The 24,860-nt window shown below is 63.9% G+C and carries 1 protein-coding gene; it reads left to right on the forward strand.

The window, feature by feature from the left end:
* On the forward strand, window positions 1–24,795 hold the full coding sequence (locus tag KUV41_RS13310) for an Ig-like domain-containing protein (protein ID WP_222486503.1): 24,795 nt from the start codon (window positions 1–3) through the stop codon (window positions 24,793–24,795).
* The last annotated feature ends 65 nt before the right edge of the window (window positions 24,796–24,860 follow it).

Genomic DNA, 24,860 nt, shown 5'->3' on the forward strand with positions numbered 1-24,860 from the left:
ATGATCATTGCCACCGTCGTTCAGCTTGTTGGTCAAGCTTGGGCCCGTGACGCAGAAGGTAACCTGAGAGCCCTGGCAGAGGGTGACCAGCTTCGCGAGGGCGAGGTGGTGATTACCGGCAATGGGGCGCGCGTCAGGCTCGAACAGGTGGACGGTGCGCCCTTGGTCGAGATGGAGAGCAATGCTCAGATTCTGCTGACTCAAGATATCGCTGAAGGCAGTAGCGAAGGCGAGCAAGCGCCGGTACTCGAGGACCCTGACGTCGCCAGGGTGCTGGCGCTGCTGGAAGAAAGCGATGGGGATCTGCTGGATATCCTGGAAGCACCGGCTGCGGGGGCTGCTGGTGGCGCTGGGGTTGAAGGCGGGCATGATTTCGTGCGTCTGCTGCGTATTGTTGAGGAAGTGACGCCGCTGTCGTTCGAGTATGGCTACCAGCGAGTAGACGACGAGCTTCCTCAGCAGGAGGGCGGCGGTTCAGACGACGTTGATGAGCCGGTCACGTTGACTGGCTTGGACGGCCCGCAGGGGGGTACTGGCGGTGCAGTGGGCACTGGCGGCGCAGCCGTGGGCTTTGCATCCGCTGAGCAGACCGTCAGCGAGTCCGGGCTTGCCACAGGTAGCTCGCCCGCTACCGGCAGTATCGTCAGTGGCAGCTTTGGGGTCAGTGCGCCCGACGGTTTAACCTCCATCACGGTGGGCTCCAGTGGTCCGATCAGCCTGGACCGGCTGAATGGACTTGCCGGTAATCCGCTGGTCATCAATACCCCTCATGGCACCCTGACGCTGACCGGTTATACCGGAGGTGCCACGGGTGGCACCGTCAGCTATACCTTCGAGCTCACCACGCCGGTCGATAATGGCAGCGCGGATGGTGCCACCGGTGACGGCCTTGTAGAGAGCATCGTGATCACTGCCACGGATACCGATGGCAGCACCACCAGCGGTTTTCTCGATATCGCGATTCTCGATGATGCTCCTCAGGCCTTCGACGATACCGCCGAGACCCAGGAAGACACCCCGATCACCTACAACGTGCTGGCTAACGACGTTGAAGGCGCGGACGGTGCAACACTGACCACTGCGACGTTGCGTGACCCGAGTCAGGGCAGCGTATCGATCAATGCCGCGGGTGACGTCACCTTTACCCCGGCGCCGGGCTTCGAAGGCGAAGCGCTGATCGACTACACCATCACCGACGCCGATGGTGACACCAGCGACGCGGTGTTCAGCGTCACGGTGGCGGAAGACTCCACCCCGACCATCAGCGTGCCGGATGACTCCCCGAGCACCGAAGGGGGCCAGTTCACCGTCAGTGAAGCGGGCCTGGCGGGCGGCAGCGCCGCGGGCGACGGCAGCCAGACCACCAGCGGCACGCTGCCTATCACTACCGGTGGTGACAGCCTGGCCTCGTTGGTCATCAACGGCGTTAACGTCACCGCTGGTGGCACCGTAGTGGGCGACTTCGGCACGCTGACCGTCAGCGTCTCCGACGCCGGCGACTACAGCTGGAGCTACACCCTCGACGGCAGCACCCAGGATCACACCAGCCAGGGCACCGGAAGCGATGACCTGGCGGATCAGTTCGCGATCACGGCCACGGACAGCGACGGCGACGAAGCTTCCACCGACCTGACCATCCAGGTGCAGGACGACGTGCCGGTGGCGGTGAATGACAGCGCCAATACCGCGGAAGACACCCCGATCACCTATAACGTGCTGGCGAATGACACCCAGGGCGTAGATGGGGCAACGCTGACCGCAGCAACGTTGCGTGACCCGAGTCAGGGCAGCGTATCGATCAATGCCGCGGGGGATGTGACCTTTACCCCGGCACCGGGCTTCGAAGGCGAAGCGCTGATCGACTACACCATCACCGATGCCGATGGTGACACCAGCGACGCGGTGTTCAGCGTCACGGTGGCGGAAGACTCTACGCCGACCATCAGCGTGCCGGATGACTCCCCGAGCACCGAAGGCGGTCAGTTCACGGTCAGCGAGGCGGGCCTGGCGGGCGGCAGCGCTGCGGGCGACGGTAGCCAGACCACCAGCGGCACGCTGCCCATCACCACCGGTGGCGACAGCCTGGCCTCGCTGGTGATCAACGGCGTTAACGTCACCGCTGGCGGCACTGTAGTGGGCGACTTCGGCACGTTGACCGTCAGCGTCTCCGACGCCGGCGACTACAGCTGGAGCTACACCCTCGACGGCAGCACCCAGGATCACACCAGTCAGGGCACCGGCAGCGATGACCTGGCGGATCAGTTCGCCATCACGGCGACTGACAGCGACGGCGACGAAGCCTCTACCGACCTGACCATCCAGGTGCAGGATGACGTACCGGTGGCGGTGAATGACACCGCCAATACCGCGGAAGACACCCCGATCACCTATAACGTGCTGGACAACGACACCCAGGGCGTAGATGGGGCAACGCTGACCTCAGCAACGTTGCGTGACCCGAGTCAGGGCAGCGTATCGATCAATGCCGCGGGGGATGTGACCTTTACCCCGGCACCGGGCTTCGAAGGCGAGGCGCTGATCGACTACACCATCACCGATGCCGATGGTGACACCAGCGACGCGGTGTTCAGCGTCACCGTGGCGGAAGACTCCACCCCGACCATCAGCGTGCCGGATGACTCCCCGAACACCGAAGGTGGCCAGTTCACCGTCAGTGAAGCGGGCCTGCCTGGCGGCAGCGCTGCGGGCGACGGTAGCCAGACCACCAGCGGCACGCTGCCCATCACCACCGGTGGTGACAGCTTGGCCTCGCTGGTGATCAACGGCGTTAACGTCACCGCTGGCGGCACCGTGGTAGGCGACTTCGGCACGCTGACCGTCAGCGTCTCCGACGCTGGCGACTACAGCTGGAGCTACACCCTCGACGGCAGCACCCAGGATCACACCAGCCAGGGCACCGGCAGCGATGACCTGGCGGATCAGTTCGCGATTACGGCGACAGACAGCGACGGCGATGATGCCTCCACCGACCTGACCATCCAGGTGCAGGACGACGTACCGGTGGCGGTGAATGACAGCGCCAATACCGCGGAAGACACCCCGATCACCTATAACGTGCTGGACAATGACACCCAGGGCGTGGATGGGGCGAATGTCTCTGCGGCGACCCTACGTAATCCCAGCCAGGGTAGTGTGTCCTTCAACAGCGACACCGGTGAGGTGACCTTTACCCCGGCGCCGGGCTTCGAAGGCGAGGCGCTGATCGACTACACCATCACCGATGCCGATGGTGACACCAGCGACGCGGTATTCAGCGTCACCGTGGCGGAAGACTCCACCCCGACCATCAGCGTGCCGGATGACTCCCCGAGCACCGAAGGCGGCCAGTTCACGGTCAGCGAAGCGGGCCTGGCGGGCGGCAGCGCCGCGGGCGACGGCAGCCAGACCACCAGCGGCACGCTGCCCATCACCACCGGGGGTGACAGCCTGGCCTCGCTGGTGATCAACGGCGTTAACGTCACTGCTGGCGGCACCGTAGTGGGCGACTTCGGCACGCTGACCGTTAGCGTCTCCGACGCCGGCGACTACAGCTGGAGCTACACCCTCGACGGCAGCACCCAGGATCACACCAGCCAGGGCACCGGCAGCGATGACCTGGCGGATCAATTTGCCATCACGGCGACGGACAGCGACGGCGACGAGGCCTCCACCGACCTGACCATCCAGGTGCAGGACGACGTACCGGTGGCGGTGAATGACAGCGCCAATACCGCGGAAGACACCCCGATCACCTATAACGTGCTGGACAATGACACCCAGGGCGTAGATGGGGCAACGCTGACCGCAGCAACGTTGCGTGACCCGAGTCAGGGCAACGTATCGATCAATGCCGCGGGGGATGTGACCTTTACCCCGGCGCCGGGCTTCGAGGGCGAAGCGCTGATCGATTACACCATCACCGATGCCGATGGTGACACCAGCGATGCGGTGTTCAGCGTCACGGTGGCGGAAGACTCCACCCCGACCATCAGCGTGCCGGATGACTCCCCGAACACCGAAGGTGGCCAGTTCACCGTCAGTGAAGCGGGCCTGACTGGTGGCAGCGCTGCGGGCGACGGCAGCCAGACCACCAGCGGCACGCTGCCCATCACCACCGGTGGTGACAGCCTGGGCTCACTGGTCATCAACGGCGTCAACGTCACTGCTGGCGGCACCGTGGTGGGCGACTTCGGCACGCTGACCGTCAGCGTCTCCGACGCCGGCGACTACAGCTGGAGCTACACCCTCGACGGCAGCACCCAGGATCACACCAGCCAGGGCACCGGCAGCGATGACCTGGCGGATCAGTTCGCCATCACGGCCACTGACAGCGACGGCGACGAAGCCTCTACCGACCTGACCATCCAGGTACAGGACGATGTGCCGGTGGCGGTGAATGACAGTGCCAATACCGCGGAAGACACCCCGATCACCTATAACGTGCTGGGCAATGACACCCAGGGCGTGGATGGAGCAACGCTGACCGCAGCAACGTTGCGTGACCCGAGCCAGGGCAGCGTATCGATCAATGCCGCGGGGGATGTGACCTTTACCCCGGCACCGGGCTTCGAAGGCGAGGCGCTGATCGACTACACCATCACCGATGCCGATGGTGACAGCAGCGACGCGGTATTCAGCGTCACCGTGGCGGAAGACTCCACGCCCACCATCAGCGTGCCGGATGACTCCCCGAGCACCGAAGGCGGCCAGTTCACGGTCAGCGAAGCGGGCCTGGCCGGCGGCAGCGCCGCGGGCGACGGCAGCCAGACCACCAGCGGCACGCTGCCCATCACCACCGGTGGTGACAGCCTGGCCTCACTGGTCATCAACGGCGTCAACGTCACCGCTGGCGGCACCGTGATTGGCGACTTCGGCACGCTGACTGTCAGCGTCTCCGACGCTGGCGACTACAGCTGGAGCTACACCCTCGACGGCAGCACCCAGGATCACACCAGCCAGGGCACCGGCAGCGATGACCTGGCAGATCAGTTCGCCATCACGGCCACTGACAGCGACGGCGACGAGGCCTCCACCGACCTGACCATCCAGGTACAGGACGACGTCCCGGTGGCGGTGAATGACAGCGCCAATACCGCGGAAGACACCCCGATCACCTATAACGTGCTGGGCAATGACACCCAGGGCGTGGATGAAGCGAGCGTCTCTGCGGCGACCCTACGTAATCCCAGCCAGGGTAGTGTGTCCTTCAACAGCGACACCGGTGAGGTGACCTTTACCCCGGCACCGGGCTTCGAAGGCGAGGCGCTGATCGACTACACCATCACCGATGCCGATGGTGACAGCAGCGACGCGGTATTCAGCGTCACCGTGGCGGAAGACTCCACGCCCACCATCAGCGTGCCGGATGACTCCCCGAGCACCGAAGGCGGCCAGTTCACGGTCAGCGAAGCGGGCCTGCCTGGCGGCAGCGCCGCGGGCGACGGCAGCCAGACCACCAGCGGCACGCTGCCTATCACCACCGGTGGTGACAGCCTGGCCTCGCTGGTGATCAACGGCGTCAACGTCACCGCTGGCGGCACCGTGGTGGGTGACTTCGGCACGCTGACCGTCAGCGTGGGAGCAGATGGCGCCTACAGCTGGAGCTACACCCTCGACGGCAGCACCCAGGATCACACCAGCCAGGGCACCGGCAGCGATGACCTGGCGGATCAGTTCGCCATTACGGCGACGGACAGCGACGGCGACGAAGCCTCTACCGACCTGACCATCCAGGTACAGGACGACGTACCGGTGGCGGTGAATGACAGCGCCAATACCGCGGAAGACACCCCGATCACCTATAACGTGCTGGACAATGATACCCAGGGCGTGGATGGGGTAACGCTGACCGCAGCAACGTTGCGTGACCCGAGCCAGGGCAGCGTATCGATCAATGCCGCGGGGGATGTGACCTTTACCCCGGCACCGGGCTTCGAAGGCGAAGCGCTGATCGACTACACCATCACCGACGCCGATGGTGACACCAGCGACGCGGTGTTCAGCGTCACCGTGGCGGAAGACTCCACGCCGACCATCAGCGTGCCGGATGACTCCCCGAGCACCGAAGGCGGCCAGTTCACGGTCAGCGAAGCTGGCCTGCCTAGCGGTAGTGCCGCGGGCGACGGCAGCCAGACCACCAGCGGCACGCTGCCCATCACTACCGGTGGCGACAACCTGGCCTCGCTGGTCATCAACGGCGTTAACGTCACCGCTGGCGGCACCGTAGTGGGCGACTTCGGTACGCTGACCGTCAGCGTCTCCGACGCTGGCGACTACAGCTGGAGCTATACCCTCGAAGACAGTACCCAGGATCACACCAGTCAGGGCACCGGCAGCGATGACCTGGCGGATCAGTTCGCCATTACGGCGACGGACAGCGACGGCGACGAGGCTTCTACCGACCTGACCATCCAGGTGCAGGACGATGTGCCGGTGGCGGTGAATGACAGTGCCAACACCGCGGAAGACACCCCGATCACCTATAACGTGCTGGACAATGATACCCAGGGCGTAGATGGGGTAACGCTGACCGCAGCAACGTTGCGTGACCCGAGCCAGGGCAGCGTATCGATCAATGCCGCGGGGGATGTGACCTTTACCCCGGCGCCGGGCTTCGAAGGCGAAGCGCTGATCGACTACACCATCACCGATGCCGATGGTGACACCAGCGATGCGGTGTTCAGCGTCACCGTGGCGGAAGACTCCACGCCGACCATCAGCGTGCCGGATGACTCCCCGAGCACCGAAGGTGGCCAGTTCACCGTCAGTGAAGCGGGCCTGCCTGGCGGTAGTGCCGCGAGCGACGGCAGCCAGACCACCAGCGGCACGCTGCCCATCACTACCGGTGGCGACAACCTGGCCTCGCTGGTCATCAACGGCGTTAACGTCACAGCTGGTGGCACTGTAGTGGGCGACTTCGGCACGCTGACCGTCAGCGTCTCCGACGCCGGCGACTACAGCTGGAGCTACACCCTCGACGGCAGCACCCAGGATCACACCAGCCAGGGCACCGGCAGCGATGACCTGGCAGATCAGTTCGCGATTACGGCGACGGACAGCGACGGCGATGATGCCTCCACCGACCTGACCATCCAGGTGCAGGACGACGTGCCGGTGGCGGTGAATGACAGCGCAAGCGTGGCCGAGGACACTGCACAGGCCATCTCTGGGAACGTGCTGGCCAATGACACGACCGGTGCCGACAGTTCCGCAGCGCAGCCCGCGACGGTCGCTCTGGATAGTCCCAACGCCACAGGCGAGTTTGGCACCCTGACCCTGAACAGCGATGGCAGCTGGAGCTATGCGCTCAACAACAGCGATGCCCGTGTGCAGGCGCTTAGCGGCGACGAAACGCTGACCGAGACCTTTGCCTACACCCTGACCGATGCCGACGGCGACACCTCTCCGGCGACGCTGACCATCACGGTCACCGCTACCGATGATGGAGTGAGCCTGGGCGGCTTGGCCACCGAAGGTGGCGACGTCCAGGTCAGTGAAGCCAACCTGGCGGATGGCAGCGCGGCAGACAGCAGTGCGCTGACCCGCGGCGGCAGTTTCACTTTCACCAGCGTGGATGGTGTGGCCAGCGTTCAGGTAGGGGATCAGTCACTGACGCTGAACCAGCTGCAAGGTCTGTCCACGACCAACCCGGTGGTGGTCGACACGGCCTATGGCAGCCTGTCCCTGACCGGCTTCGACGGAGATGCTGCCGGCGGCACGGTGAGCTACAGCTACACCCTGGATACCCGCGTCGACAACGGCAGCCAGGACGGCGCCACCGATAGCGGCTTCACCGAAACGGTGGGGCTGGTAGTGACGGATGATAACGGTAGCGCGTCCAGCGGCAGTCTTCGTATTGCCATTACGGATGATGCGCCGTCGGCGAGCGATGACCGTGCCAGCGTGGCCGAGGACACTGCACAGGCCATCTCTGGCAATGTGCTGGCCAATGACACGACCGGTGCCGACAGTTCCACAGCGCAGCCTGCGACGGTCGCTCTGGATAGTCCCAACGCCACAGGCGAGTTTGGCACGCTGACCCTGAACAGCGATGGCAGTTGGAGCTATACGCTCAATAACAGCGATGCCCGTGTGCAGGCGCTTAGCGGCGACGAAACGCTGACCGAGACCTTTGCCTACACCCTGACCGATGCCGACGGCGACACCTCTCCGGCGACGCTGACCATTACGGTCACCGCCACCGATGATGGTGTGAGCCTGGGCGGCTTGGCCACCGAAGGTGGCGACGTCCAGGTCAGTGAAGCCAACCTGGCGGATGGCAGTGCGGCAGATAGCACTGCGCTGACCCGCGGCGGCAGCTTCACCTTCACCAGCGTGGATGGTGTGGCCAGCGTCCAGGTAGGAGATCAGTCACTGACGCTGAACCAGCTGCAAGGTCTGTCCGCTACCAACCCGGTGGTGGTCGATACGGCCTATGGCAGCCTGTCCCTGACCGGCTTCGACGGAGATGCCGCCGGCGGTACGGTGATCTACAGCTACACCCTGGATACCCGCGTCGACAACGATAGCCAGGACGGCGCCACCGATAGCGGCTTCACCGAAACGGTGGGGCTGGTAGTGACGGACGATAACGGTACCCGTGGTCAGGCCAGTATCAGTATTGCTATCACCGATGATGGCCCGTCGCTGCAGATCGGTGACTCCACTGAGCCTGGTACCGCGACAGTCGTGGAAGGCCAGAGCGTCAATGGCAGCTGGACCACCGATGCCGGTGCCGATGGCGCCACCGTGACCGTCAGCGTGGGCAGCGAGACGCTGACGTTGGGCGACGCCGACAACGACGTCGTGACCTTCAATACCGCCGAAGGCGTGTTGACCGTTGGCCGCGATGGCAGCTGGACCTTCGAGGCCAGTGCCAACCAGGTACAGAACAGCGCCGGTACTCCGTCGATCGACTTCACCATCTCCACGGTTGATACCGATGGTGATACCGCCTCCGATAGCCACACCGTCACCATCACCGACGGTACTGGCCCGACGGTCACCGTTACCGACAGCGATCCGGCGACCACCAACGCCGCGGTGTCCCTGGATGATGCTGACACTGAAGGCGACGCTTCCTCTACAGACGTGGCCAGCCTGACCTTTACCGCGGGCAGTGATGCGATTGCCAGCATCGGCTTTGGCAGCACAGATAATATTGATGTGGATGGCCTTAATGGCACTCTGACCTGGACCCTGAACTCCGCCGGTCAGCTGGAAGGGCGCACCGAAGCCGGTGGCGAGCCGGCCATCACCCTGACGCTGAACAACAACGGCTCGGTCACGGCTGGCCAGTCCGCGGTAGTGACCGTGACGGCCACGCTGGCCGACAGCCTGGCCCACGCCGATGGCGTCGATGCACTGACCATCAGCGGCATCACCGTGGTTGGTACTGACACCGACGGCACCAGTACGTCCGCTAGTGTGGTCGTGACGGTGGCCGACGATCAGCCGACGCTGCAGATCGGCGACTCCACTGAGCCTGGCACCGCGACAGTGGTGGAAGGCCAGAGCGTCAATGGCAGCTGGACCACTGATGCCGGTGCCGATGGCGCCACCGTTACGGTGACCGTGGGAGATGATTCCCTGGTTCTGGGTAGCGCAGCGGATGCTACGGTGTCCTTCGACCTGACCGAAGGTACCCTGACCGTTGGTCGCGATGGCAGCTGGACCTTCGAGGCCAGTGCCAACCAGGTACAGAACAGCGCCGGTACTCCGTCGATCGACTTCACCATCGAGACCGTCGATAGCGATGGTGACACCGCCTCCGACAGCCACACCGTCACCATTACCGATGGTACCGGCCCGACGGTCACCGTCACCGACAGCGATCCGGCGACCACCAACGCCGCCGTGTCCCTGGATGATGCCGACACCGAAGGCGACGCTTCCTCTACAGACGTGGCCAGCCTGACCTTTACGGCGGGCAGTGATGCGATTGCCAGCATCGGCTTTGGCAGCACAGATAATATTGATGTGGATGGCCTTAATGGCACCCTGACCTGGACGCTGAACTCCGCCGGTCAGCTGGAAGGGCGCACGGAGGCCGGCGGCGAACCGGCCATCACCCTGACGCTGAACAACAACGGCTCGGTTACGGCTGGCCAGTCCGCGGTAGTGACCGTGACCGCCACTCTGGCCGACAGCCTGGTCCACGCTGATGGCGTCGATGCACTGACCATCAGCGGGATCACCGTGGTCGGTACTGATACCGACGGCACCAGCACGTCTGCCAATGTGGGCGTGACGGTGGCCGACGATCAGCCGACGCTGCAGATCGGCGACTCCACTGAGCCGGGTAGCGCGACAGTCGTGGAAGGCCAGAGCGTCAATGGCAGCTGGACCACCGATGCCGGTGCCGACGGCGCCACCGTTACCGTGTCCGTGGGTAGCGAGACGCTGACGTTGGGCGACGCCGACAACGACGTCGTGACCTTCAATACCGCCGAAGGCGTGTTGACCGTTGGCCGCGATGGCAGCTGGACCTTCGAGGCCAGTGCCAACCAGGTACAGAACAGCGCCGGCACTCCGTCGATCGACTTCACCATCGAGACCGTCGATAGCGATGGTGACACCGCCTCCGATAGCCACACCGTTACCATCACCGATGGTACCGGCCCGACGGTCACCGTCACCGACAGCGATCCGGCGACCACCAATGCCGCCGTGTCCCTGGGTGATGCTGACACTGAAGGCGCCGCTTCCTCTACAGACGTGGCCAGCCTGACCTTTACCGCGGGCAGTGATGCGATTGCCAGTATCGGCTTTGGCGATACCGGCGCGATCAGCGTTGATGGCCTTAACGGCACCCTGACCTGGACCCTGAACTCCGCCGGTCAGCTGGAAGGGCGCACCGAAGCCGGTGGCGAGCCGGCCATCACCCTGACGCTGAATAACAACGGCTCGGTCACGGCTGGCCAGTCTGCGGTAGTGACCGTGACGGCCACGCTGGCCGACAGCTTGGCCCACGCCGATGGCGTCGATGCACTGACCATCAGCGGAATCACCGTGGTTGGTACTGACACCGACGGCAGCAGCACGTCCGCCAATGTGGGCGTGACGGTGGCCGACGATCAGCCGACGCTGCAGATTGGCGACTCCACTGAGCCTGGCACCGCGACAGTGGTGGAAGGCCAGAGCGTCAATGGCAGCTGGACCACCGATGCCGGCGCCGACGGCGCCACCGTTACCGTGTCTGTGGGTAGCGAGACGCTGACGCTGGGCGACGGCGATGCTGACGTCGTGACCTTTAATACTGCCGAAGGCACCCTGACCGTTGGTCGCGATGGCAGCTGGACCTTCGAGGCCAACAACAACCTCGACCAGGCCGAGAGCCCGTCGGTCAACTTCACCATCTCCACGGTTGATAGCGATGGTGACACCGCCTCCGATAGCCACACCGTCACCATTACCGACGGTACTGGCCCGACGGTCACCGTTACCGACAGCGATCCGGCGAGCACCAACGCCGCGGTGTCCCTGGATGATGCTGACACTGAAGGCGACGCTTCCTCTACGGACGTGGCCAGCCTGACCTTTACCGCGGGCAGTGATGCCATTGCCAGTATCGGCTTTGGCGATACCGGCGCGATCAGCGTTGATGGCCTTAACGGCACCCTGACCTGGACCCTGAACTCCGCCGGTCAGCTGGAAGGGCGCACCGAAGCCGGTGGCGAACCGGCCATCACCCTGACGCTGAACAACAACGGCTCGGTTACGGCTGGCCAGTCCGCGGTAGTGACCGTGACGGCCACGCTGGCCGACAGCCTGGTCCACGCTGATGGCGTTGATGCACTGACCATCAGCGGAATCACCGTGGTCGGTACCGACACCGATGGCAGCAGCACGTCTGCCAATGTGGGCGTGACGGTGGCGGACGATCAGCCGACGCTGCAGATTGGCGACTCCACTGAGCCGGGTACCGCGACAGTGGTGGAAGGCCAGAGCGTCAATGGCAGCTGGACCACCGATGCCGGCGCCGACGGCGCCACCGTTACCGTAAGCGTGGGCAGCGAGACGCTGACGTTGGGCGACGCCGACACCGACGTCGTGACCTTCAATACCGCCGAAGGCGTGTTGACCGTTGGCCGTGATGGCAGCTGGACCTTCGAGGCCAGTGCCAACCAGGTACAGAACAGCGCCGGTACTCCGTCGATCAACTTCACTATCGAGACCGTCGATAGCGATGGTGATACCGCCTCCGACAGCCACACCGTCACCATCACCGATGGTACCGGCCCGACGGTTACCGTCACCGACAGCGATCCGGCGAGCACCAATGCCGCCGTGTCCCTGGATGATGCCGAGACCGAAGGCGACGCTTCCTCTACGGACGTGGCGAGCCTGACCTTTACGGCGGGCAGTGATGCGATTGCCAGCATCGGCTTTGGCGATACCGGCGCGATCAGCGTTGATGGCCTTAACGGCACCCTGACCTGGACCCTGAACTCCGCCGGTCAGCTGGAAGGGCGCACCGAAGCCGGTGGCGAGCCGGCCATCACCCTGACGCTGAACAACAACGGCTCGGTCACGGCTGGCCAGTCCGCGGTAGTGACCGTGACGGCCACGCTGGCCGACAGCCTGGCCCACGCCGATGGCGTCGATGCACTGACCATCAGCGGCATCACCGTGGTTGGTACTGACACCGACGGCACCAGTACGTCCGCTAGTGTGGTCGTGACGGTGGCCGACGATCAGCCGACGCTGCAGATCGGCGACTCCACTGAGCCTGGCACCGCGACAGTGGTGGAAGGCCAGAGCGTCAATGGCAGCTGGACCACCGATGCCGGTGCCGACGGTGCCATCGTTACCGTAAGCGTGGGCAGCGAGACGCTGACGTTGGGCGACGCCGACAACGACGTCGTGACCTTCAATACCGCCGAAGGCGTGTTGACCGTTGGCCGCGATGGCAGCTGGACCTTCGAGGCGAACAACAACCTCGACCAGGCCGAGAGCCCGTCGGTCAACTTCACCATCTCCACGGTTGATACCGATGGTGACACCGCCTCCGACAGCCACACCGTCACCATCACCGACGGCACTGGCCCGACGGTCACCGTCACCGACAGCGATCCGGCGAGCACCAATGCCGCCGTGTCCCTGGATGATGCTGACACTGAAGGCGACGCTTCCTCTACGGACGTGGCCAGCCTGACCTTTACCGCGGGCAGCGATGCCATTGCCAGCATCGGCTTTGGCAGCACAGATAATATTGATGTGGATGGCCTTAATGGCACCCTGACCTGGACCCTGAACTCCGCCGGTCAGCTGGAAGGGCGCACCGAGGCCGGTGGAGAGCCGGCCATCACCCTGACGCTGAACAACAACGGCTCTGTCGCCGCTGGCCAATCCGCGGTAGTGACCGTGACGGCCACGCTGGCCGACAGCTTGGCCCACGCCAATGGCGTCGATGCACTGACCATCAGCGGGATCACCGTGGTCGGCACCGACACCGACGGCACCAGCACGTCCGCCAATGTGGGCGTGACGGTGGCGGACGATCAGCCCGAAATCGCCATTACCGATGCCCCCGAAACAGTCGTGGAAGGCCAGAGCGTCAACGGCAGCTGGACCACCGATGCCGGTGCCGATGGCGCCACCGTTACCGTCAGCGTGGGTAGCGAGACGCTGACGCTGGGCGATGGCGATGCTGACGTCGTGATCTTCACCACTGCCGAAGGCGTGTTGACCGTCGGTCGCGATGGCAGCTGGACCTTCGAGGCCAACAACAACCTTGACCAGGCCGAGAGCCCGTCGATCAACTTCACCATCGAGACCGTCGATAGCGATGGTGACACCGCCTCCGACAGCCACACCGTCACCATCACCGACGGCACCGGCCCGACGGTCACCGTCACCAGTGGCGACGATGATCCGGCAACCGAGAGCCTGGATCTTACGCTGGACGAAGTGGGTACCATCGGTGGCGCAGAGCAGGACTCTGGCGTGCTGACCTTCACTGCAGGCAGCGACAACCTGACCAGTTTCAGGTTTGCCAATATTGCAACAGACGGCAGCGTGTCAGGCATTACCACCGCTGGGCTGGAGCCAGGGCAGACGCTGGTATGGACAGCGAATGCGAATGGCCAGCTCGAAGGCCGCTTGGGTGGTAGCACTGCTGTCGCGGTGACCCTGTCCCTTGCTGCTCCAGCGTCTGTGGAAGCGGGTGAGGACGGTATCGTGCGAGTTACCGCTGAACTCAGCGAGGCCCTCCCGCATGAGGTGGCCGATGCGCTGGCGAATTCGCTTTCTATTAGCGGCATCGGAGTTGTTGCGACCGAGGCTGACGGTGATAGTGCCACGGCCCAGGTGACCGTCAACGTCGTTGACTCTGCACCGCAGGCCGTAGCCGACGTTAACGCGATTACCGAAGACACGGCGTCCGTCTCTGGCAACGTGATTGACGGCGCTGCAGATGATGCCGGTGCCGATACCCTGGGAGCCGATGCCACCACGGTCACCGCGGTGACCAGCGACAACGCCAGCGGCAACACCGCCACCACCAATGCGGCTGGTGAGCTGGTGATCCAGGGCGAGTACGGCACCCTGACCATCGCGCCCGATGGCAGCTACAGCTACGCGCTGGATAACACCAACCCGGCGGTTCAGGGGCTGGACGGCAGCGAGTCGGTGACCGAGGTGTTCACCTACACCCTGACCGACGCCGACAGCGACGCCAGCAGCACCACTCTGACCCTGACCATCAACGGCCAGGAAGATGACCTGCCCACCATTACCGTGACCGACAGTGACGGTAACGTGACCGGCGCCGACAACAGCGTGGAGGAGGACAGCGGCGAGACCGTCACCGGCACCTTCACCGTGGGCGGCAGTGCAGGCATTGCGGGTGTGACCGTGGCTGGCATTGATGTCACCGGCGCCACCCAGGCGAACCCTGTGGTCATCACCACGGGCACCCAGGGAACCCTGACCATCACCGGCTTCGATGCCGCGACAGGCGAGTTCAGCTACAGCTACACCGAGACCGGCGGCCCAGCCGAGCACAACGCGGCCAACGACAATATCGTCGACAGCTTCGCGATCGTGGTGACCGACAACGAAGGCGATACCGCCAGCGACAGCCTGGATATCCAGATCCTGGATACCGCACCGCAGGCCGTGGCCGACGTTAACGCCATCACCGAAGACACCGCCTCCGTCTCTGGCAACGTCATTGACGGTGCTGCAGATGATGCCGGTGCCGACACCCTGGGAGCCGATGCCACCACGGTCACCGCGGTGACCAGCGACAACGCCAGCGGCAACACCGCCACCACCAATGCGGATGGTGAGCTGGTAATCCAGGGCGAGTACGGCACCCTGACCATCGCACCCGATGGCAGCTACAGCTACGCCCTGGACAACACCAACCCGGCGATACAGGGGCTGGACGGCAGCGAGTCGGTCATCGAGGTGTTCACCTACACCCTGACCGACGCTGACAGCGACGCCAGCAGCACCACTCTGACCCTGACCATCAACGGCCAGGAAGATGACCTGCCCACCATCACCGTGACCGACAGCGACGGTAACGTGACCGGCGCCGACAACAGCGTGGAGGAGGACAGCGGCGAGACCGTCACCGGCACCTTCACCGTGGGCGGCAGTGCGGGCATTGCGGGTGTGACGGTGGCAGGTCTTGATGTCACCGGCGCCACCCAGGCGAACCCTGTGGTCATCACCACGGGCACCCAGGGAACCCTTAGCATCACCGGCTTCGATGCCGCGACGGGTGAGTTCAGCTACAGCTACACCGAGACCGGCGGCCCGGCCGAGCACAACGCGGCCAACGACAATATCGTCGACAGCTTCGCGATCGTGGTGACCGACAACGAAGGCGACACCGCCAGCGACAGCCTGGATATCCAGATCCTGGATACCGCGCCGCAGGCCGTAGCCGACGTGAACGCCATCACCGAAGACACCGCGTCTGTGTCTGGCAACGTCATTGACGGTGCTGCAGATGATGCCGGTGCCGACACCCTGGGAGCCGATAGCACCACGGTCACCGCGGTGGCCAGCGACAACGCCAGCGGTAACACCGCCACCACCAATGCGGATGGCGAGCTGGTGATTCAGGGCGAGTACGGCACCCTGACCATCGCACCCGATGGCAGCTACAGCTACGCTCTGGACAACACCAACCCGGCCGTCCAGGGGCTGGACGGCAGCGAGTCGGTGACCGAGGTGTTCACCTACACCCTGACCGACGCGGACAGTGACGCCAGCAGCACCACCCTGACCCTGACCATCAACGGCCAGGAAGATGACCTGCCCACCATCACCGTGACCGACAGCGACGGTAACGTGACCGGCGCCGACAACAGCGTGGAGGAGGACAGCGGCGAGACCGTGACCGGCACCTTCACCGTGGGCGGCAGTGCAGGCATTGCGGGTGTGACGGTGGCTGGCATTGATGTCACTGGTGCCACCCAGGCGAACCCTGTGGTCATCACCACGGGCACCCAGGGAACCCTGACCATCACCGGCTTTAACGCCGCGACGGGTGAGTTCAGATACAGCTACACCGAGACCGGGGGTCCGGCCGAGCACAACGCGGCCAACGACAATATCGTCGACAGCTTCGCGATTGTGGTGACCGACAACGAAGGCGACACCGCCAGCGATAGCCTGGATATCCAGATCCTGGATACCGCACCGCAGGCCGTAGCCGACGTGAACGCCATCACCGAAGACGCCGCGTCTGTGTCTGGCAACGTGGTGTCTGGCGGCACTGGTGCCGACACCCTGGGAGCCGATGCCACCACGGTCACCGCGGTGACCAGCGACAACGCCAGCGGCAACACCGCCACCACCAATGCGGATGGTCAGCTGGTGATCCAGGGCGAGTACGGCACCCTGACCATCGCGCCCGATGGCAGCTACAGCTACGCGCTGGATAACGCCAACCCGGCGGTACAGGGGCTGGACGGCAGCGAGTCGGTGACCGAGGTGTTTACCTACACCCTGACCGACGCCGACAGCGACGCCAGCAGCACCACTCTGACCCTGACCATCAACGGCCAGGAAGATGACCTGCCCACCATCACCGTGACCGACAGCGACGGGAACGTGACCGGCGCCGACAACAGCGTGGAAGAGGACAGCGGCGATACCGTCACCGGCACCTTCACCGTGGGCGGCAGTGCGGGTGTGGCCAGCGTGACCATCGGCGGTGTGGAGCTGGTGGGAGCGGACTTCACTACTCCGGTGAGCATCCCCAATACCGGTGGCCAGGGCAGCCTGACTATCACCGGCTTCGATGCCGCGACGGGCGAGTTCAGCTACAGCTACACCGAGACCGGCGGCCCAGCCGAGCACAACGCGGCCAACGACAATATCGTCGACAGCTTCGCGATTGTGGTGACCGACAACGAAGGTGATACCGCCAGCGACAGCCTGGATATCCAGATCCTGGATACCGCACCGCAGGCCGTGGCCGACGTTAACGCCATTACCGAAGACACCGCGTCCGTCTCTGGCAACGTCATTGACGGTGCTGCAGATGATGCCGGTGCCGACACCCTGGGAGCCGATAGCACCACGGTCACCGCGGTGACCAGCGACAACGCCAGCGGTAACACCGCCACCACCAATGCGGCTGGTGAGCTGGTGATCCAGGGCGAGTACGGCACCCTGACCATCGCACCCGATGGCAGCTATAGCTACGCGCTGGATAACACCAACCCGGCGGTACAGGGGCTGGACGGCAGCGAGTCGGTCACCGAGGTGTTCACCTACACCCTGACCGACGCCGACAGCGACGCCAGCAGCACCACTCTGACCCTGACCATCAACGGCCAGGAAGATGACCTGCCCACCATCACCGTGACCGACAGTGACGGTAACGTGACCGGCGCCGACAACAGCGTGGAAGAGGACAGCGGTGAGACCGTGACCGGCACCTTCACCGTGGGCGGCAGTGCGGGCATTGCGGGTGTGACGGTGGCTGGCATTGATGTCACTGGCGCCACCCAGGCGAACCCTGTGGTCATCACCACGGGCACCCAGGGAACCCTGACTATCACCGGCTTTAACGCCGCGACAGGCGAGTTCAGCTACAGCTACACCGAGACCGGAGGCCCGGCCGACCACAACGCGGCCAACGACAATATCGTCGACAGCTTCGCGATTGTGGTGACCGACAACGAAGGTGATACCGCCAGCGATAGCCTGGATATCCAGATCCTGGATACCGCACCGCAGGCCGTGGCTGACGTTAACGCCATCACCGAAGACACCGCCTCCGTCTCTGGCAACGTCATTGACGGTGCTGCAGATGATGCCGGTGCCGACACCCTGGGAGCCGATAGCACCACGGTCACCGCGGTGACCAGCGACAACGCCAGCGGTAACACCGCCACCACCAATGCGGATGGTGAGCTGGTGATCCAGGGCGAGTACGGCACCCTGACCATCGCGCCCGATGGCAGCTACAGCTACGCGCTGGACAACACCAACCCGGCCGTTCAGGGGCTGGACGGCAGCGAGTCGGTGACCGAGGTGTTCACCTACACCCTGACCGACGCGGACAGTGACGCCAGCAGCACCACCCTGACCCTGACCATCAACGGCCAGGAAGATGACCTGCCCACCATCACCGTGACCGACAGCGACGGTAACGTGACCGGCGCCGACAACAGCGTGGAGGAGGACAGCGGCGAGACCGTGACCGGCACCTTCACCGTGGGCGGCAGCGCGGGCATTGCGGGTGTGACGGTGGCTGGCATTGATGTCACTGGTGCCACCCAGGCGAACCCTGTGGTCATCACCACGGGCACCCAGGGCACCCTGACTATCACCGGCTTCGATGCCGCGACGGGCGAGTTCAGCTATAGCTACACCGAGACCGGCGGCCCAGCCGAGCACAACGCGGCCAACGACAATATCGTCGACAGCTTCGCGATCGTGGTGACCGACAACGAAGGTGATACCGCCAGCGACAGCCTGGATATCCAGATCCTGGATACCGCACCGCAGGCCGTGGCCGACGTGAACGCCATCACCGAAGACACCGCGTCCGTGTCGGGCAACGTGATTGACGGCGCTGCAGATGATGCCGGTGCCGACACCCTGGGAGCCGATAGCACCACGGTCACCGCGGTGACCAGTGACAACGCCAGCGGTAACACCGCCACCACCAATGCGGCTGGTGAGCTGGTGATCCAGGGCGAGTACGGGACCCTGACCATCGCACCCGATGGCAGCTACAGCTACGCCCTGGACAACACCAACCCGGCAGTCCAAGGGCTGGACGGCAGCGAGTCGGTGACCGAGGTGTTTACCTACACCCTGACCGACGCGGACAGTGACGCCAGCAGCACCACCCTGACCCTGACCATCAACGGCCAGGAAGATGACCTGCCCACCATCACCGTGACCGACAGCGACGGGAACGTGACCGGCGCCGACAACAGCGTGGAAGAGGACAGCGGCGAGACCGTCACCGGCAGCTTCACCGTGGGCGGCAGCGCGGGCATTGCGGGTGTGACCGTGGCTGGCATTGATGTCACTGGTGCCACCCAGGCGAACCCTGTGGTCATCACCACGGGCACCCAGGGAACCCTGACCATCACCGGCTTCGATGCCACGACGGGCGAGTTCAGCTACAGCTACACCGAGACCGGCGGCCCGGCCGAGCACAACGCGGCCAACGACAATATCGTCGACAGCTTCGCGATCGTGGTGACCGACAACGAAGGCGACACTGCCAGCGACAGCCTGGATATCCAGATCCTGGATACCGCGCCTGTTGCTGCCGATGATCGCGTCGACGGTGTGCAGTCCTCGCAGGTTGTGTCGAAAGACGCCACCGAAGGGCTGCTGTCCAATGATGATCAGGGAGCGGATGGCGCCAGAGTGACGGCGGTAGACCTTTCCTCGCTGCAAGGTAGCCTCGAGTGGAACGCCGACGGCAGCTTCGTCTACACCGCGACGGAGTCAGGCAGCTACACCGAAGTGGTGCGCTACACCATTACGGACGCCGATGGTGATACCAGCGAAGCTACGCTGACCATCCAGGTTGAGAATGGTGTGCCGAGCACCCAGCCCAGCAACGTGCAGGTCAACGAAGCAGGCCTTGACGGCGGCTCCCAGGCGGGGAATGGCTCGGCGACGGTTACCGGGCAGCTGGTCGCGACGGATCCCCAGAGCGACACGCTGACCTTCAAGGCGGAGACCATCAAAGGGGAGTACGGAGACATCGTGATCCGTGCCGATGGCTCATTCACCTACACCTTGACCAAGCCAGTGACGTCCTCCGACAACCCGGTGGACGATGCAGAGAGCTTCACCTACACCGTCACCGACAGCCAGGGCAACTCGGCAACTGGCACCATCACCGTAGATGTGATTGATGACGTACCGCAGGCCGTCAATGACACACCGGCCGCGCTGCAGTCAGGCACATCGCTGACGACCACGGCCGACAATGGTCTGCTGGCCAACGACGTGCAGGGCGCAGATGGTGCCGAGGTGGTGTCGATCGATACCAGCGGACTGCGTGGCGAGCTGACGTGGAATGCCGACGGTAGCTATACCTACACCGCGGAAGCCAACGCCAGCTATGAAGAAGTGGTGACCTACGTGATTCGTGACGCCGACGGCGACACGAGTCAGACCAACGTCAAGTTTGTGGTGACGGATGGTTCCCCGACCGCCAATCAAGCAACAGCAACGGTCAGCGAGGCCGGTCTTGCCGCTGGTAGCGACGCCGGCAGCGGCAGTCACAGCGTTTCCGGGCAGCTGAGTGCAACCGATGCCCAGGGAGATGGCCTGAGCTACACCGAAGCGCGGATCGAGGGGGATCATGGCGTACTGGTGATCAGCAGCGATGGTTCCTTTACCTATACGTTGAGCAGCGCTGTGACCGGGAGCCAGGCGGACAATGGCGGCAACACGCTGACCGCCCAGGAGACCTTCAGCTACAGCGTGACCGATGCCCACGGCAATACCGCCGGTGCCAGCATCAGCATCAACATTGTGGATGACGTGCCGCAGGCGGTGGATGACACGGCCGCCACGGCTGAGGACACCGCGGTCACCGTTGATGTGCTGGCCAATGACATTGGTGGAGCCGATGGTGCTGTGCTGCAGTCGGCTGCACTGGCGCCTGGACACGAGTCTGCCGGTCGGGTGACGGTGAACAGTAGCACCGGAGAACTGACCTTCACGCCAGGACCTGGGGTCGAGGGAACCGTCGTCATTCGCTACACCATCGTCGACGCCGATGGAGATACCAGCGAGGCCAGCTTGACCGTCAATGTGGCTGCGGATTCTCGACCCGAGGGGGCTATCGACAAGGCGCTGCTCGATGAAGACGGATTGCCGGGCGGGATCGCTGGCGGCGTCGGTGACCTGGCGGGTGAGGCCACAGTGGTCAGCGGTACATTGGGATATTCCTTCGGCGCGGACGGTGCTGCCAGCCAGAACGCCTTTGCCTGGAGCCTGTCGGGACTGCCGAACGTATCCTCTGGCGGGGAGCCGGTCAGCTATGGCCTGAGCAACGATGGACGTACGCTCACAGGCCGTGACGGCTCCGGGGCCCTGGTGCTGAGCGTGGCGCTGACGGACGTCGCCAGCGGTGCCTACGAAGTGACCCTGCATCAGCCGCTGGATCACCCTGACAGTGAGAGTGAGGATGTCCTGGCGTTCAAGATCGGCTACAGCGTCACCGACGGTGACGGCAGTTCTGCCGATGGGGCGCTCCAGGTGCTGATCAATGACGACAGCCCTGAGGCGTTCACGGCGCAGACCGCTACCCTGAGGGATGGCGGCGGTGGCAGCATCGACTTTGCCGACGCCGCAGGGGCAGATGGCGTATCCAATGTGGTGTTTGCCGGCATGGATGGCCAGGTCGCCACGGACACCGATGGTCAGCCGCTGTACTTTGAAGGTGAAGCCTTGACCTATCGCATGTCCGCTGACGGTTCTCAGCTTGACGCTGTGACGGCGGATGGCACCGTCGGCTTCAGCGTGGTGCTGGACGCTGCGGGCGACAGCTACCGTCTCGAGGTCAGCGATGGCGACGTCAGCAACGGGCGCACCGAGCGTGCGGAAGTGTCGGATCTGGATCTCTCGGGTGTCGTGCGCTACCACGGCGCCAACTATCAGGATCTAGAAACTGACAACGATGTCCTGTACTCGACGCCCAATGGCGTCGGCATCGTGCCGCTTGAGGGCGGAATTGGTGTGGCCGGCGGCCTCAGTACGGGGATCGAACTCAATGAGGCTATTCGCATCAGCTTCCTGGACAGCCTGGCATTCTCAGGAGTGGGAGAGCCGAGCTGGCAAGGGCATGAGCGCGTAGCTGAAGTGCGCCAGACTATCCACGTCGATGGGGATAATGCGAAGGCCGTGGTGACCGTCGCTGCCATCGACTATGTGGCAGACGGTGCGGGCGGTGGCTCACCGGCCCAAGGGGCGAGCAGTGACTTCCGTCTGACTGTGGACGATGTGCGCATCGTCGACCACACGGGCACCGATGTGACCAGCCAAGTAGGCATTACCGTCGACGGTGCGGGCCGACTGGTGCTGGATGGCATGCAGGATGGCTGGTCATTCGTGCTGAGCCCGGAAGGCGGCATGGAGGGCATCGAAGTCACCGGCGGTGGCACAGTACCGTTCGTGCTGGGAGACATGGACTATCGCCTGGGCGAGGCAAGCAATGCCTTTGATATCGAGCTTGGGTTGTCGGGCATCGACGGTGATGGAGACACCGCCAGCGGTAGTCTGACCCTCGAAGTCAGCGCTCCGGATCAGCTGTTTGTCGGTGATAATTCCGACAACAGCGTGACCGGTGGCGGTGGCAGCGATGTCATGATCGGCGACGGCGGAGGCAAGTTCACCGTCATCAACCCGGCCCAGAACTACAACGTTTCGTTGATCCTCGACAGCTCCGGCAGCATGAGCGCTGACTCGGGCACCCAGGGCCTGTCGCGCATGGCGTTGGCGAAGCAGGCCCTGGCCAACCTGGTGGAGCAGCTGGCGGACTTTGACGGCATCATCAATCTGCAGGTGGTCGACTTTGATACTGGGGCGCGGTTTACCCAGACCCTGGATCTTGGCTCGTCAGAGAGCGAAGTGGACCGTATCGTCGACTACATCAATAGTGTCGACGGTTCGCGCAACTCGGGAGGTGGTACCAACTACGAGGCGGCCTTCGAGGCCTCCAAGGGATGGCTCGAGGAGCAGTCCGCGGCGAATGGCTACGACAACCTGACGTACTTCCTGACCGATGGTTTGCCGACCTTCTACGTCACCGATAGCGGTGGTACCGGTGGTAATGGTAGGGATACCGGCTTTAACGAGGTCAACAACGCTCTGGAAGCCTTCGAGGGCCTGTCCGCCATCAGTCGCGTCGAGGCCATCGGTATCGGTTCGGGGATCAACGAAGACGTGCTGCGCTTCTTTGATAACACCGATGTGACGGGCGTCAGCCAGGTGATTCCTTACTCCTCGGCCTCCTACACCGGAAGCCGCGGCTTGGTGGACTTCTCTGGCAGCGATAGCCCGTTGGATACCCAGACGGGCTGGACGAAGTCCGGTGACAGCTCCGGCCTCTTGTTCGTCGGCTCAGGCTCTCTGACCCTGGTGGATATTAACTCTGGTAGTAATTCGGGACGAGCGGTAGCGACGAGCACGGCCTTCACCCTCGAGGCGCCAGAGCACGGCTATTCTACCCTTCAGTTCCGCTATCAGACGGATGCCTACGGCGGTTCGGACAACTTCCAATACTTCGTGCAGCAGTCGGACGGTCAAGGTGGCTGGAATACAGTCCATTCCGGCCGAGGTGGCCAAAGCACTTCCTGGTCCACGTTCGAGACAGGAGTTCTGGAAAGCGGTGTCTATCGTATCGTTCTGGATGTCTATAACGGCAGTGGCGCGGAGGATTGGATTCGACTCGATGACATCACCATCAGGGATTACGAGTATCCGACAGCTCCGGTGGGCGAGGCCTCCATCGTCAACACGGCAGAAGAACTGGAAGCGGTACTCAACGGCGGGTCTTCCTTCGACAAGCTGGCGGCCCTTGGCGATGACACGCTCGATGGCACGGACCGTGCCGACATCATCTTTGGTGACACCGTCAACACCGACCACCTGGAGTGGACCGATGGTAGCGGCAAGGTGTTTGCTGCCGGTGAACATGATGGTCTGGGCTTCTCGGGTCTGTTCGAGTTCCTGAAATGGTCCGAAAACGGTGGTAGCGATCCCGACCAAGATCAGATCATGGATTACATTCGCAGCAACTATGAGGCGTTGCTCGATAGCGGCCGCAAGGATGGTGGCGCTGACACCCTGAAAGGCGGTGACGGTGACGACGTGCTGATCGGCGGGGGCGGCAATGACACCCTGCACGGTGAGGATGGCGATGACCTGCTGCTGGGGGGTGCGGGTGACGACCTACTGCTGGGTGGACTCGGTGCCGACACCTTCGCCTGGGTCCTGGGTGACCAGGGCGAGGCAGGCGCCGCCGCCGATGACGTGATCGCGGACTTCCATGTCGCGGCAGCGGGCACGGCGCCTGGCACCGATCCGGAGGCCGATGTGCTGGATCTGAGCGATCTGTTGCAAGGCTTCGATGCAAGTGATGATCAGCAGTCGCTGAACGACTTCATCCACGCTGAGCAGGACGGTGATGACGTGGTGCTGTACATCAAGAGCGATGGTGGGCTGGCTGGCGATAATGCCAATGCCGATCAGTTGATTACCCTGGAAGGGGCGAGCATGTCTGGGCAGTCGGGCGAGGACTTCTTGACCCAGCTGCTGAACCAGGGACAGCTGGACGTCTGATCACGCCAGTGGGCGGGAGACGACGGGGTAGTCAACAGTCGTCAGTAGTTGCAGGTCGAGGGGGC

This window comes from Halomonas sp. DP8Y7-1 (assembly GCF_019801685.1).
Lineage (GTDB): Bacteria > Pseudomonadota > Gammaproteobacteria > Pseudomonadales > Halomonadaceae > Halomonas > Halomonas litopenaei_A.